This window comes from Variovorax sp. AC194, assembly GCF_979257995.1.
In genome coordinates, this window is the sequence record NZ_OZ409823.1 from 6325088 (window position 1) to 6338246 (window position 13159).

Genomic DNA, 13159 nt, shown 5'->3' on the forward strand with positions numbered 1-13159 from the left:
TTCGCTCGGCTTAGATGTCGAGGATCTTTGCCACGACGCCCGAACCCACGGTACGGCCGCCTTCACGAATGGCGAAGCGCAGGCCTTCTTCCATCGCGATCGGGTTGATCAGCTTGACGGTGATGCTGACGTTGTCGCCAGGCATGACCATTTCCTTGTCCTTGGGCAGCTCGATCGCGCCGGTCACGTCCGTCGTGCGGAAGTAGAACTGCGGACGGTAGTTGTTGAAGAACGGCGTGTGACGGCCACCTTCGTCCTTGGACAGCACATACACCTCGGCGGTGAAGTGCGTGTGCGGCTTGATCGAGCCGGGCTTGCACAGCACTTGGCCGCGCTCGACTTCTTCGCGCTTGGTGCCGCGCAGCAGCACGCCGACGTTGTCGCCAGCTTGACCCTGGTCCAGGAGCTTGCGGAACATTTCCACGCCGGTGCAGGTGGTCTTGACGGTCGGGCGGATGCCGACGATCTCGATTTCCTCGCCGACCTTGATCACGCCACGCTCGACGGCGCCGGTCACCACGGTGCCGCGACCCGAGATCGAGAACACGTCTTCCACGGGCATCAGGAACGTGCCGTCCACGGCGCGCTCAGGCGTCGGGATGTACGTGTCCAGCGCTTCGGCCAGCTTCATGATGGCTTCTTCGCCCAGCTTGCCCTTGTCGCCTTCCAGGGCGAGCTTGGCCGAGCCGTGAATGATCGGGGTGTCGTCGCCAGGGAATTCGTACTTGTCCAGGAGCTCGCGCACTTCCATTTCGACCAGCTCGAGCAGCTCGGCGTCGTCGACCATGTCGCACTTGTTCAGGAAAACGATGATGTAGCCCACACCCACCTGGCGAGCCAGCAGGATGTGTTCACGGGTCTGGGGCATCGGGCCGTCGGCAGCCGAGCACACCAGGATGGCGCCGTCCATCTGAGCGGCGCCCGTGATCATGTTCTTCACATAGTCGGCGTGGCCGGGGCAGTCCACGTGAGCGTAGTGGCGGTTGGCCGTTTCGTACTCGACGTGCGCGGTGTTGATCGTGATGCCGCGGGCCTTTTCTTCGGGCGCTGCGTCGATCTGGTCGTAAGCCTTGGCTTCGCCGCCGAACTTGGCCGACAGAACCGTGGCGATCGCCGCCGTCAGCGTCGTCTTGCCGTGGTCAACGTGACCGATCGTGCCCACGTTCACGTGCGGCTTGGTGCGGGTGAATTTACCTTTTGCCATTTTTCGACTCCGAAAAAAACGATTTCAACGTATGCATATGGGCTGCAAACCTGCCGTTGCAACCCCCAAAAACTGGTGCCCTTTGCGGGAATCGGACCCGCGACCTCCCCCTTACCAAGGGGGTGCTCTACCACTGAGCCAAAAGGGCTTTTTGTCTAACCAATCGCATTCCGGCGTCGAACCGGGTCTCTGGAGCGGGAGACGGGAATCGAACCCGCGTCATCAGCTTGGAAGGCTGGGGTTCTACCATTGAACTACTCCCGCATCGGGGGCACTTCAAGGCACCCAAAGCGCTAGATCCAATCGCTCTTAGAAACCAAATTCATCGCTGGTGGAGAGGGCTGGATTCGAACCAGCGTACTCGTAAGAGGGCAGATTTACAGTCTGCTGCCATTAACCACTCGGCCACCTCTCCGGCGAACCTCGAAATATAGCACGGTTTTGTGACTACACAGAACCCCCAGCACCAAGAAGAAGCCAGAGAACTGCACGAGGCGGGAACCGCCGGGATTATCCGCGAATTCAGCCGCCTCCCTGGTTCGCCTCCCGCCAGGCGCGTGCTTCGCCAAAATGTCCGCATCCGATGAACGGCACGGGCGGGCGCAGGGCCGAAAGCGGCGACGGATGATTCGACATCAGCACCTTGTGGCGCCCAACGTCGATCAACGCACGCTTACTTTGCGCGTGCGAGCCCCAGAGCATAAAAACAACAGGTTTGGCGCCGCCCGATACATGTCGGATGACTGCATCGGTTAGCACCTCCCAGCCATGGCCCGAATGGCTCGCCGGCTGGGCTTCCTCCACGGTGAGGCAGGTGTTGAGCAGCAGCACGCCATGCGTCGCCCACTTCACCAGGCTGCCACCCGGATTCGGGAACTGCGGCGGCAGCGTGCCCAGGTCGCGCTGAAGCTCCTTGAAGATGTTGCGCAGCGACGGCGGCAGCGCGACGCCGGGCGCCACCGAGAACGCGAGCCCTTCGGCCTGCCCGCGCCCGTGGTACGGGTCTTGGCCCAGGATGACCACGCGCACGTCTTCGGGCGGCGTCAGCTCCAGCGCACGCAGCGGCTGCGGCGGAAATATCACCGCACCCGCATCGAGACGCTCCCGCAGAAAGCCCCGCAGCTTCGTCCCCACGCCCCCCGCGAAGAATTCATCGATCAGCGGCTGCCAACCCGGCGCCACCGCCCAGTCGGCAGGATCGCTGCTCGACAGCTGATCCTGCCGGCTCATTGGAACAACGCAGCGAGAGCCTCGCCGGGTTCCTTGGCGCGCATGAACGCCTCGCCGACCAGGAATGCATTGACGCCCGCCGCGCGCAGCGTGGCGACGTCTTCGCGCGTGGTGATGCCCGATTCGGTCACCGCCAGGCGATCGGCCGGGAGCTTCGGCAACAAATCGATCGTGGCCTGGATCGACACCTCGAAGTTGCGCAGGTTGCGGTTGTTGACGCCGATGAGGGGCGTCTTGAGTTTGAGCGCGCGATCCAGTTCGGCCGCATCGTGCACCTCCACCAGCACCGCCATGCCGAGCCCGCGCGCGATGGCTTCGTAGTCCTTCATCTGCGCATCGTCCAGGCACGCGGCGATCAGCAAGATTGCATCGGCGCCCATCGCGCGCGACTCGTACACCTGGTACGCGTCGATGATGAAGTCCTTGCGCAGCACCGGCAGGTCGCACGAGGCGCGGGCCTGCTTCAGATAGTCCACGCCGCCCTGGAAGAACTGCTTGTCCGTCAGCACCGAGAGGCACGCCGCGCTGACAACGCCATCGCCCTCGGCGTAGCTCTGCGCGATATCGGCGGGAATGAAGTCTTCGCGCAGCACGCCCTTGCTCGGGCTGGCCTTCTTGACTTCGGCGATCACGGCGGCTTGGCCCGCCGCGATCTTGGCGCGCAGCGCGGCTTCGAAATCGCGCGTGAGCACGCGGCTCTCGGCGTCGAAGCGGACGGCTTCGAGCGGCGCGCGCTTCAGCGCAGCCGCCACTTCCTGGCGCTTGACGGCAACGATCTTGTCGAGGATGTCGGACATGGCTTGTGATGCTTTCGGTTGTCTCTGCAGGGCTCAAACGGTCGCGGAGGCCTTGACCAGCTCGGCGAGCTTGGTCTTCGCCGCACCCGACGCAATCGCTTCGCGCGAGCGCTCGACGCCCGCCGCCACCGAGTCGACCACGTTGGCCGCGTACAGCGCGGCGCCGGCGTTCAGCAGCACGATGTCGAGCGCGGGGCCCGCCTGATTGTCGAGCACCCCCAGCAGCATCGCCTTCGACTGCTCGGGCGTTTCCACGCGCAGCGCGCGGTTGCTCGACATCGCGAAGCCGAAGTCCTCGGGGTGCAGTTCGTACTCGCGGATCTCGCCGTTCTTCAATTCGCCCACCAGCGTGGCGGCGCCCAGCGAGATCTCGTCCATGCCGTCGCGCCCGTAGACCACCAATGCGTGCTCGGTGCCCAGACGCTGCAGCGCGCGCACCTGGATGCCCACGAGGTCGGCGTGGAACACGCCCATCAGGATGTTCGGCGCGCCCGCGGGGTTGGTCAGCGGGCCGAGGATGTTGAAGATGGTCTTGATGCCCAGTTCCTTCCTCACCGGGGCGACGTTCTTCATCGCCGGATGGTGGTTCGGCGCGAACATGAAGCCGATGCCGCACTGCTCGATGGAGCGCGCGATCTGCTCGGGCTTCAGGTTGATGTTGATGCCCAGCGACTCCAGCACGTCGGCACTGCCCGACTTGCTCGACACGCTGCGCCCGCCGTGCTTGCTCACCTTCGCGCCACCCGCGGCCGCGACGAACATCGAGCAGGTCGAGATGTTGAAGGTGTGCGAGCCGTCGCCGCCGGTGCCCACGATGTCCACGAGGTTGGTGGTGTCGGCGACCGGCACCTTGGTCGAGACCTCTCGCATCACCTGCGCGGCGGCGGTGATCTCGCCGATGGTTTCCTTCTTCACGCGCAGGCCCGTGATCAGCGCGGCCATCATCACGGGCGAGCACTCGCCGCTCATGATGAGCCGCACGATGTGCAGCATCTCGTCGTGGAAGACCTCGCGGTGCTCGATGGTGCGCTGCAGCGCTTCCTGGGGAGTGATCATGAGAAGTCTCCTGAGTGTTTGTCTGTCGTCAGTGGCCGGCGCGAAGGGCCGGTGCGTCGGTGAACGCGAGCTTGAGGCCGAAGCCGATGAAGAGAACGCCGGCGGCGCGGTCGAGCCAGTGCATGCCCTTTTGCACCGCGCCGCGGCGCGCCATCCAGCCCGCCACCACGGCCCACCCCACGTTCACGGGGATGGCGTTGAGGTTGAAGAGCACGCCCAGCAGCACGAAGTACAGCGCCTTGTCGTCGGCACCGGGCGCGATGAACTGCGGCACGAAGGCCAGGAAGAACAACGCCACCTTCGGGTTGAGCACGTTCGTCCAGAAGCCGCCGAGGAAGATCGCCTTGAGGCTGCGTTCCCCGCCCGCTGCGGCAGCGGCCGCGTCGAGATCGGTGGGCGGCGGCGCGCGCGACAGCACCATGCGAACGCCCAGGTACAGCAGATAGGCCGCACCGATGTACTTGAGCACCGTGAAGGCCGCCGCGGACGTGGCCATCAGCGTGCCGACGCCGACCGCCGCCGCGAAGATATGGACGAAGCAGCCGGCGGTAATGCCAAGCCCGGCGACGATGCCCGCGCGCACGCCGGCGCGCAGCGAATTCGTCACGACGTAGAGCACGTCGGGCCCCGGCGTGAGGTTCAGCAGCCAGCCGGCGGCGATGAAGGCGAGCAGATGGGGAAGATCAGGCATCGCGTCCTCGCGGCATTCAGGACTTGAAGAACGCGCGGATCGCGGCCACGGCCCGGTCCACACCGGCCGCGTCGACATCCAGGTGCGTCACGAAGCGCAGGCGGTAGAGGCCCGTCGCGAGGATGCCCTGGCCGTTGAGGCTCGCGATCAGTTCCGCCGAACGCGCCTGCGCTGCGCCCGTGAGGTCGACGAACACGATGTTCGTGTCCGGCGCCTCGACCCCGAGGCCCTCGATGCCTTCGAGCCCCTGCGCGAGGCGCTGGGCCAGTGCATGGTCGTCAGCGAGGCGATCGACGTGGTGATCGAGCGCATGCGACGCAGCCGCAGCCAGCAGGCCCGCCTGACGCATGCCGCCGCCGGCCATCTTGCGAATGCGGTGGGCACGCGCAATGAACTCGCGCGAACCGACCAGCGCCGAGCCGATCGGCGCGCCCAGGCCCTTGCTGAAGCACACCGACACGCTGTCGAAGCACTGCGCGATGCGGCGGGCTTCCGCACGGACGTCGCTGCGCTTGTTCCGCGCGGCCTGCGCCGTCGCAGCATTGAAGAGGCGAGCCCCATCCAGATGCCGCTGCAGCCCCTTGCGCTTCGCCAGATCCGTCGCAGCCTGCACATACTCGAACGGCAGCAGCTTGCCGCCCAGCGTGTTCTCCAGCGCGAGCAGCCTGGTGCGCGCGAAGTGCGCATCGTCGGGTTTGATCGCCGCCTCGATCTGCGCGAGCGGCAGCGTGCCGTCGGGCGCGTGGTCCAGCGGCTGCGGCTGCACGCTGCCGAACACCGCGGCGCCGCCGCCTTCCCAGCGGTAGCAGTGCGCCTGCTGGCCGACGATGTACTCGTCGCCGCGGCCGCAGTGCGAGAGGATCGCGCAGAGGTTGCTCTGCGTGCCGGTCGGCACGAACATCGCCGCCTCGAAACCCAGCAGCGCGGCGATCTTTTCCTGCAGCGCGTTCACGCTCGGGTCGGTGCCGAAGACGTCGTCGCCGAGCGGCGCGGCCATCATGGCTTCGCGCATCGCCGTCGTGGGTCGGGTGACGGTGTCGCTGCGCAGATCGACGACGGAAGAGCGTTCGGTCATGGTGAGTCAGTCCAGGAAGTTCTTGAGCATGGCGTGGCCGTGCTCGGTGAGGATCGATTCAGGGTGGAACTGCACGCCTTCGATGCGCACGTCGTGCGCGTATCCGGTGTGCCGCACGCCCATGATCTCGCCGTCGTCGGTCCACGCGGTGACAGCCAGGGCCGAAGGGCAGCTCTCGCGCTCGATCGAGAGCGAGTGGTAGCGGTTGACGATGAACTTCTCGGGCAGCCCCGCAAACACGCCCTCTTGCGTGGTCGTGATCTCGCTGGTCTTGCCATGCATGAGCTGCTGCGCGCGCACGATCTTGCCGCCGAAGGCCGCGCCGATGGCCTGGTGGCCGAGACACACGCCCAGGATGGGCAGCTTGCCCGCGAAGGCCTCGATGGCCGCCACCGACACGCCCGCCTCCGCCGGCGAGCACGGCCCAGGCGACACCACGAGTCGCGTCACGCCCGAGGCGATCAGTTCGCCGATCTGCGCGACGGTGATCTCGTCGTTGCGGTGCACCTGCACATCCGCACCCAGCTCGCCGAAGTATTGGACGATGTTGTAGGTGAAGGAATCGTAGTTGTCGATCATCAGCAGTTTCATGGCTTGCTCACAATCCGGTGCACGCCCTTCACGACGGGGAACACGTTGAAGTTGATCAAAAGGCCCAGCTTGAGCCCCGAGAGCCGCAGCGCCGCGAGCACCTGTGCGCGGTGCAGGTCGGTCAGCACGTCGACCGCCTTAAGCTCGACGATGACCGACTGCTCGATCACGAAGCCCGCGCGGTACACCTCGCCCAGCGAGCGGCCCTTGTAGGTGGCCGCGAGCGCCACATCGCGCGTGAAGCCGATCTCGCGCTCGGCAAGCTCGATGGCCAGTGCGGCCGCGTAAGCGCCTTCGTCCAGCCCCGTGCCGAGCACGCGCTGCACTTCGACGGCGGCGCCGATGATCTCGTGCGAAAAATCGTTTTGGATATCCGGTGCGGTGCTCATTCCAGGCCTTCCTCGACCAGTTCGGCCGCACGCAGGAGTGCGCGCGCCTTGGCCTCTGTTTCTTTCCATTCCAGCTCGGGCACCGAGTCGGCGACCACGCCGGCCGCGGCCTGCACGTGCAGCATCTGGTCCTTCACGATGCCGGTGCGGATCGCGATCGCCACGTCCATGTCGCCGGCATAGCTGATGTAGCCGCAGGCGCCGCCGTAGAGGCCGCGCTTGGTGGGCTCCAACTGGTCGATGAGCTCCATCGCATGCACCTTGGGCGCGCCGGTCAGCGTGCCGGCCGGGAAGGTGGCCTTGAGCACGTCGATGGCGGTCATGCCATCCTTGAGCGTGCCTTCGACGTTGCTCACGATGTGCATCACGTGGCTGTAGCGCTCCACCGCGAAGGCCTCGGTCACCTTCACGGTGCCGGTCTTGGCGATGCGGCCGATGTCGTTGCGCGCCAGGTCGATCAGCATCACGTGCTCGGCGCGCTCCTTCGGGTCGTTGATGAGTTCTTCCTCGGCCGCCTTGTCCAGCTCGGGCGAGGCGCCGCGAGGGCGCGTGCCGGCCAGCGGGCGGATGGTGATCTTCTGCTCGCCCTCGCCCGTGTTCTCCTGGCGCACCAGGATCTCGGGCGACGCGCCCACCACGTGGAAATCGCCCAGGTGGTAGTAGTACATGTAGGGCGAGGGGTTGAGCGAGCGCAGCGCGCGGTACAGCGACAGCGGCGACTCGGTGTAGCGCTTGCTGATGCGCTGGCCCACCTGCACCTGCATGAAGTCGCCGGCGGCGATCATCTCCTTGGCGCGATCCACGGCCGCGAGGTAGTCGGCCTTGGCGAAGCTGCGCTCGGGCGGATGCGCCTGCGTGGGCTTCACGATCGGCGCGCTCACCGAGTACTTGAGCTTTTCCTTCAGCTCGCGCAGGCGCCGCTTGGCGTTGGCGTAGGCCTCGGGCTGCTTCGGGTCGGCGTAGACGATGAGATAGAGCTTGCCCGAGAGGTTGTCGATGACCGCGAGCTCCTCGCACTGCAGGAGCAGGATGTCGGGGCAGCCGAGCGTGTCGGGGGGGCAGCTCTTCTCGAGCTTGCGCTCGATGTGGCGCACGGTGTCGTAGCCGAAATAGCCCGCAAGGCCACCGCAGAAGCGCGGAAGACCAGGCCGCAGCGCCACCTTGAAGCGCTTCTGGTATTCGGCGATGAAGTCGAGCGGATTGCCGGGGGCGGTTTCGACGACCTGCCCGTCGGTCACCACCTCGGTCACCGCGTCGGCGCCGAAACCGCTCGCGCGCAGCAACGTGCGCGCCGGCAGGCCGATGAAGCTGTAGCGCCCGAAGCGCTCGCCGCCCACGACCGATTCGAGCAGGAAGCTGTGCTTGCCGCCGCCCTGCGAATGGGCAAGCTTCAGGTACAGGGAAAGGGGCGTCTCGAGGTCGGCAAAGGCCTCGGCCATCAGCGGGATGCGGTTGTAGCCCTGGGCGCTGAGGCTCTTGAATTCAAGTTCGGTGATCACGGATTCGTTCTCCAATTGCCGCCCGACGCTCCTTCGGTCGGTGGCAAGGTCATTCACTGGTGGCCCGGAGTCGAGAGGATCGATCCGGCGCCGCGGGCGCACGGCGTGCGCCGTGCAATCAAACAGTCAGCGAAGTATGGCTACGCCAGGGCCAGGCTCCCCGGCTGCCTTGACCTGTTTGAATGATGTGATGAACGAACATGGAAGCGCGAGTTTAGCCCACGAAAAACGCACTTCTGCACGGCAACGCAGGTTTCAGGGTTCCCCCGAAGGTCGAAACGTAAAACAAAAAGATACATTCGCACGACCGTTCGCAAATTCGAGGAGACCCCCTTGCCCGCACTTTCCATCCCGACCGCGCTCTCGCGTCTCGCCCTGCTGGCCTGCCTGACGACGACGGCGCTCGGCGCCTCCGCCGCGCAGGTCGATGTCGCGGGCGTCAAGCTGGAAGACCACCTCGACCTGCGCGGCACGCCGTTGCAGCTGAACGGCGCAGGCGTGCGCTTCAAGGCGATCTTCAAGGTCTACACGGCGGGCCTGTACGTCGGCAAGAAGGTCTCCACCCCCGAAGAGGCGCTGGCCGCCCCCGGTCCCAAGCGCGTGGCCATCACGATGCTGCGCGACATCGACGCCAACGAGCTGGGCAAGCTCTTCACCAAGGGCGTGGAAGAGAACTCGCCCAAGAGCGAAATGGTCAACCTCATCCCGGGCCTCTTGCGCATGGGCCAGATGTTCGCGGACCAGAAGCAGCTCAAGACCGGCGACACCTTCACCATCGACTGGCTGCCCGGCACCGGCACGGTGATCACCGTGCGCGGGGTGCCGCAGCCCGATCCGGTGAAGGAGCCGGCCTTCTTCAATGCGCTGCTGCGCATCTGGCTCGGCCCGAGCCCGGCCGACTGGAAGCTGAAGGACGCGCTGCTCGGCAAGTCCTAGCCGCCTGGCCGGCGTCTACAGGTCGGCCAGCGAATCCACGAACCCGTCCGCATCCACGCCGCGCACCGGCTCGCCGTGGTTGTAGCCGTAGGTCACGAGCACGACCGGGCAGCCGGCCGCCCGCGCCGCGCGGGCGTCGTTGCTCGAATCGCCGATCATCAGCGTGCGCGCCGGCACGGTGCCCAGCGCCTCGCAGGTTTTCAATAGCGGCAGCGGATCGGGCTTCTTGCGCTCGAAGGCATCGCCGCCGAACACCAGCTCGAAGAACCCATCCAGCCCTTTCGCGGCCATCAGCGGCCTGGCGAATGAGGTCGGCTTGTTGGTGAGGCACGCCAGCCTCAGGCCTCGCGCGCGCAGCGCCTTCAGCCCCTCGATCACGCCCGGGTACAGCGCCGAGTGCTGGCCGTTGATGGCGAGATAGTGGTGCTGGTAGCGGTCCCAGGCGCGGTCGAACAGCGCCTTCGCTTTTGCTTCCGCGCCCGCCGCGTCGGCCGTGCCATCGGCGGTCATCACATGCACGAGCGCCGAATGGATCAGGTGCTCGGAGCCCTTGCCCACCATCCGTTCGATGGCGGCGGGCGCCACCGGCGGCAGGTGGAGGTCGCGCAGCATGCGGTTCAGGGATTCGGCGAAATCGCCGAGCGTGTCGACCATGGTGCCGTCGAGGTCGACGATGGCGGCGTCGAAGCGGGAGAGGTCCGGGAGGTCCGAGCGAAGGGAGTTCAAAACAGGCAGCCTGACGATGTATGGAGCGGAAGCGATGCAGGAAGCCGCGCATTCTGCCTTGTGCGGCAGGACACAATACCGCCGCATGACCGCCTTGACGCCCGCCTCCGCCCCTGCCCCTCGCCCCATCCGCACCGCCGCCACGCTGGTCGTCCTGCGCGACGGCAGCGAAGGCCTCGAAGCCCTGATGCTGCGCCGCGCCGAGAAGGCCAATGACCAGAACAGCGGCGCCAGTGTCTTTCCGGGCGGCGTGCTCGATGCGCACGACCGCCACCTGCATCTGCTGTGCGCGGGCCTGGACGATGCGACGGCCAGCGCGCGCCTGGCGGTGCCCGAGGGCGGGCTCGACTTCTACGCGGCCGCGATCCGCGAGTGCTTCGAGGAGGCCGGCCTTCTCTTCGCGAACGACGCACGGAACCAGCCGGTGCGGCTCGTCGACCTCCCGTCCGGCGACCTCGCCGCGATGCGCGATGCCGCCGAGCAAGGCACCGATGCGCTGCTCGCGATGTGCGGCCAGCGCGGTTGGCGGCTGGCCGGCGACCGCGTCGTCTACTTCGGTCACTGGCTCACGCCGCCCGGCATGCCGCGCCGCTTCGACACGCGCTTCTTCGTCGCGCTGATGCCTGCCGGGCAGGAGGTGCGCCCCGACGGCCGCGAGACCGTCGAGCACATGTGGCTGCGCCCAGCCGATGCGCTGGACCCGGCGCGTGGGTTGAAGCTCATGAACGTGACGCGGCGGGTGCTGCAGCAACTCGATGCGTTCAACCGCGCCGACGAATTCATGGCGCATGCGCGGCAGCTGCGCGAGATTCCGCTGAACATGCCGAGGCTCGCAGACGGCCCCGAGGGCCGCCGTGCAGTGAACATCGAGGAGCCCGCGTACGACGAGATCGGCCTTCTCGATCCCGAGGGCCGCGGCGATGCGCGCTATGCGCTCGAGGCGGGCCTCGTCACGCGGCTGTCCGACAGGGTGATTCGCGTGGTGGGCAGCGCCGGCGACAACGGCTACCTCGTCGGCGGATCGGAAGGCTGGGCATCGATCGGGGCCGCGCCACTCGATGACGCCCTTCGCGCCGCCGCCCCCGGCCCCGTGCGCTGGACCGTCACGGCGCAATCCGACTGGCCCGGCGACGCGCTGGACCTCGGCGGCGCCACGCTTCGGATGTTGAAGCGCAGCGACGCGGCTCCGTCCTTCCTGCTGGTCGAAGCGCGCATGCTTTTCACAGGCCCCGACGTGACGACCACCGGCACGAACGACGCCATCGCATGGATCGCCCCGTCACACGGTTTCATCCACCGCCCGCGCGCAGCGTCGCATGCGGATGCAGCGGGTGCGCCAGCGTATCGGCGATGAGCCGCAGCGCCTGATCGCACTGCTCCCGCGACATCGGCCCGCCCAGGCAGATGCGCACCGCGTCCGGCGGGTCGCCGTCCGTTGAAAACGCCGCGCTCGCCACCACGCCCACGTTCTGCGTGCGCAGGTACGAGGCGAACTCCACCGGGCTCCACCCCGGCGTGAGCGGCAGCCACGCATGAAAGCCTTCGGGATGCGCCTGCAGCCCGCTCTCGCCCAGGTGGCGCATCGCGAGCAGCTGCCGCGCGACCGATTCGGCGCGCACGGCCTGCAGCATCGCCTCGGTGGTGCCGTCTTCCACCCACAGCGTCGTGAGCGCGTTGGTGATCGGCGAGGCCATCACGGTGGTGGCGCGCATCGCGCCCGCCAGGCGCTGCGACTGCACCACCGTCGGTGAGCACACGTAGGCGCTGCGCAGGCCCGCGCCGAAGCATTTGGAAAACCCGCTCACGTAGTAGGTGAGCGCGGGCGCGAGCGTGGCGATGGCGCCCGGTGTCTGGCGCGGCAGCATGCCGTAGGCGTCGTCCTCGATGATCGGAATCGCATAGCGCAGCGCCACGTCGGCCAGCGCCTCGCGCCGCGCGCGGGACACGGTGCCGGCGGTCGGGTTCAGGAGCGTCGGGTTGCAGTACAGCGCCTTGGGCTTGAGCGTCTTGCAGGCGTGCTCGAAGGCATCGGCGATCGGGCCGTCGTCATCGAGCTGCAATGCATGCAGCTGCACGCCCAGCTGCGCGGCGATGGCTTTCACGCCCGGGTAGGTGAGCGACTCCACGCAGATGAGTTCGCCCGGCCGCGCGAGCTGCGAGAACAGCGCCGTGAGCACGCCGTGGATGCCGGGGCACACGAGGATGCGGTCCACGCCCGCATGCGGCACGAACGGGCGCAGCCACTGCATCGCCACCTCGCGGTCGTGCGCGGTGCCGCCGAAATCCTGGTAGCGCAGCAGGTCGTGGAAATCGATCTCCGCGAAGGCGCGGCTCGCGCTCTCGTGCAGCCGCGCCATCAGGTGTTCGTCGTCGGGCTCGGGCGGCATGTTCATCGTCATCTCGGCGCCGCTGCCGCCGCGCAGGCGCAGGCTCGGGCTGCCCGAGCGGATGAAGGTGCCGGTGCCCGCGCGCGAATCGATGAGCCCGCGCTTGCGCGCCTCGGCGTAGCCGCGCGCCACCGTCGTGTAGTTGAGGTCCAGGTCCGCCGCCAGCTCGCGCAGCGTGGGCAGCCGGTCGCGCACGCCCAGGCGGCCGGTCTTGATGTCGTCGGCGATCAGCTCGGCCAGCAGCAGGTAGGCGGGCCGGTCGCTGTTGCGCAGTTGTTTTCGCCAGTGGGCGGTGATGGTGGTCATCGTGCGGAGTTGATTGCATCCATTGATTGCATCGGGCCACCGATCAACATGCATGAATCGCGCCCGCCTCAGAGGAGCCGGATGCTTCGATCAGGTGCGATCAACCCTATTGATCGGGTGCATTGATCGCATGCCGGATGCGTCGTCCCGGTGCAGAAACCGGCCGCCGGACGCTCCCCGTCTCCGTGTTTGCGGTCGCCCGAAAATTTTTTATCCGCACGCGGCCCGCACCGCTGCGCATTGATCGCGCATTGATTGCACGAGCCGGTCCG

Annotated in this window: 13 protein-coding genes and 3 tRNA genes; 2 read left to right on the plus strand and 14 right to left on the minus strand. The window is 67.0% G+C overall.

Annotation, left to right across the window (positions count from 1 at the left end; translation table 11 throughout):
* Window positions 1-10: 10 nt before the first annotated feature.
* The 12 genes from tuf to trpE all read right to left on the minus strand — a co-directional run bounded on the left by tuf (window position 11) and on the right by trpE (window position 8532).
* Window positions 11-1204, minus strand: coding sequence for an elongation factor Tu (gene tuf / locus ACZYRS_RS29915; RefSeq protein ID WP_012745744.1), 1194 nt, complete (start codon window positions 1202-1204; stop codon window positions 11-13).
* Window positions 1205-1277: 73 nt separating this feature from the next.
* Window positions 1278-1352 (minus strand) — tRNA-Thr (locus ACZYRS_RS29920).
* Between the two features lie 42 nt (window positions 1353-1394).
* Window positions 1395-1468, minus strand: a tRNA-Gly gene (locus tag ACZYRS_RS29925).
* Between the two features lie 65 nt (window positions 1469-1533).
* Window positions 1534-1619: transfer RNA gene (locus ACZYRS_RS29930), tRNA-Tyr, on the minus strand.
* 107 nt (window positions 1620-1726) lie between these two features.
* Complete coding sequence (locus ACZYRS_RS29935) at window positions 1727-2434, minus strand: uracil-DNA glycosylase (RefSeq protein WP_463422110.1); 708 nt, start codon at window positions 2432-2434, stop codon at window positions 1727-1729.
* Window positions 2431-3231 (minus strand): indole-3-glycerol phosphate synthase TrpC, encoded by an 801-nt coding sequence (gene trpC / locus ACZYRS_RS29940; protein WP_463422111.1) that lies wholly within the window; start codon window positions 3229-3231, stop codon window positions 2431-2433. The genes ACZYRS_RS29935 and trpC overlap by 4 nt, the downstream gene beginning before the upstream one ends.
* A 33-nt stretch (window positions 3232-3264) precedes the next feature.
* Window positions 3265-4287 carry an anthranilate phosphoribosyltransferase gene (trpD, locus tag ACZYRS_RS29945; protein WP_463422112.1) on the minus strand — a complete coding sequence of 341 codons (1023 nt, stop codon included), beginning with the start codon at window positions 4285-4287 and terminating at the stop codon, window positions 3265-3267.
* A gap of 28 nt (window positions 4288-4315) precedes the next feature.
* Entirely contained in the window at window positions 4316-4978 is a 663-nt protein-coding gene (locus ACZYRS_RS29950) for a LysE family translocator (RefSeq protein WP_463422113.1), read from the minus strand.
* A 16-nt stretch (window positions 4979-4994) separates the two neighbouring features.
* Complete coding sequence (ltaE, locus tag ACZYRS_RS29955; protein WP_463422114.1) at window positions 4995-6053, minus strand: low-specificity L-threonine aldolase; 1059 nt, start codon at window positions 6051-6053, stop codon at window positions 4995-4997.
* Window positions 6054-6059: 6 nt separating this feature from the next.
* Window positions 6060-6644, minus strand: coding sequence for an anthranilate synthase component II (locus ACZYRS_RS29960; RefSeq protein WP_463422115.1), 585 nt, complete (start codon window positions 6642-6644; stop codon window positions 6060-6062).
* On the minus strand, window positions 6641-7033 hold the full coding sequence (locus ACZYRS_RS29965) for a GxxExxY protein (RefSeq protein ID WP_463422116.1): 393 nt from the start codon (window positions 7031-7033) through the stop codon (window positions 6641-6643). The genes ACZYRS_RS29960 and ACZYRS_RS29965 overlap by 4 nt, the downstream gene beginning before the upstream one ends.
* Window positions 7030-8532: an anthranilate synthase component I gene (trpE, locus tag ACZYRS_RS29970; RefSeq protein WP_463422117.1), complete on the minus strand. Its 1503-nt coding sequence runs from the start codon at window positions 8530-8532 to the stop codon at window positions 7030-7032. Before trpE ends, ACZYRS_RS29965 begins: the two co-directional genes overlap by 4 nt.
* 333 nt (window positions 8533-8865) lie before the next feature.
* On the opposite strand from trpE, the gene ACZYRS_RS29975 reads away from it, so the two are divergent.
* A complete protein-coding gene (locus tag ACZYRS_RS29975; protein WP_093443934.1) occupies window positions 8866-9468 on the plus strand; it encodes a chalcone isomerase family protein in 603 nt (200 codons plus the stop codon).
* A 15-nt stretch (window positions 9469-9483) separates the two neighbouring features.
* Here the strand turns inward: ACZYRS_RS29975 and ACZYRS_RS29980 are convergent, their stop codons facing one another.
* Entirely contained in the window at window positions 9484-10122 is a 639-nt protein-coding gene (locus ACZYRS_RS29980) for an HAD family hydrolase (protein ID WP_463422559.1), read from the minus strand.
* Window positions 10123-10279: 157 nt separating this feature from the next.
* On the opposite strand from ACZYRS_RS29980, the gene ACZYRS_RS29985 reads away from it, so the two are divergent.
* The gene (locus tag ACZYRS_RS29985; protein WP_463422118.1) at window positions 10280-11548 is read left to right on the plus strand and encodes an NUDIX hydrolase; all 1269 of its coding nucleotides are present in this window, start codon (window positions 10280-10282) and stop codon (window positions 11546-11548) included.
* Here the strand turns inward: ACZYRS_RS29985 and ACZYRS_RS29990 are convergent.
* A complete protein-coding gene (locus tag ACZYRS_RS29990) occupies window positions 11484-12887 on the minus strand; it encodes an aminotransferase-like domain-containing protein (RefSeq protein WP_463422119.1) in 1404 nt (467 codons plus the stop codon). The two genes, ACZYRS_RS29985 and ACZYRS_RS29990, sit on opposite strands and share 65 nt — an antisense overlap.
* Window positions 12888-13159 lie beyond the last annotated feature (272 nt).

What these genes read in the sequence shown, in the direction of transcription:
- ACZYRS_RS29965 (WP_463422116.1), bottom strand. Translation starts at nt 7,033, where the DNA reads ATGAGCACCGCACCGGATATCCAAAACGATTTTTCGCACGAGATCATC.
- trpC (WP_463422111.1), bottom strand. Translation starts at nt 3,231, where the DNA reads ATGTCCGACATCCTCGACAAGATCGTTGCCGTCAAGCGCCAGGAAGTG.
- ACZYRS_RS29950 (WP_463422113.1), bottom strand. Translation starts at nt 4,978, where the DNA reads ATGCCTGATCTTCCCCATCTGCTCGCCTTCATCGCCGCCGGCTGGCTG.
- ACZYRS_RS29985 (WP_463422118.1), top strand. Translation starts at nt 10,280, where the DNA reads ATGACCGCCTTGACGCCCGCCTCCGCCCCTGCCCCTCGCCCCATCCGC.
- tuf (WP_012745744.1), bottom strand. Translation starts at nt 1,204, where the DNA reads ATGGCAAAAGGTAAATTCACCCGCACCAAGCCGCACGTGAACGTGGGC.
- ACZYRS_RS29935 (WP_463422110.1), bottom strand. Translation starts at nt 2,434, where the DNA reads ATGAGCCGGCAGGATCAGCTGTCGAGCAGCGATCCTGCCGACTGGGCG.
- ltaE (WP_463422114.1), bottom strand. Translation starts at nt 6,053, where the DNA reads ATGACCGAACGCTCTTCCGTCGTCGATCTGCGCAGCGACACCGTCACC.
- ACZYRS_RS29960 (WP_463422115.1), bottom strand. Translation starts at nt 6,644, where the DNA reads ATGAAACTGCTGATGATCGACAACTACGATTCCTTCACCTACAACATC.
- trpD (WP_463422112.1), bottom strand. Translation starts at nt 4,287, where the DNA reads ATGATCACTCCCCAGGAAGCGCTGCAGCGCACCATCGAGCACCGCGAG.
- ACZYRS_RS29990 (WP_463422119.1), bottom strand. Translation starts at nt 12,887, where the DNA reads ATGACCACCATCACCGCCCACTGGCGAAAACAACTGCGCAACAGCGAC.
- ACZYRS_RS29980 (WP_463422559.1), bottom strand. Translation starts at nt 10,122, where the DNA reads ATGGTCGACACGCTCGGCGATTTCGCCGAATCCCTGAACCGCATGCTG.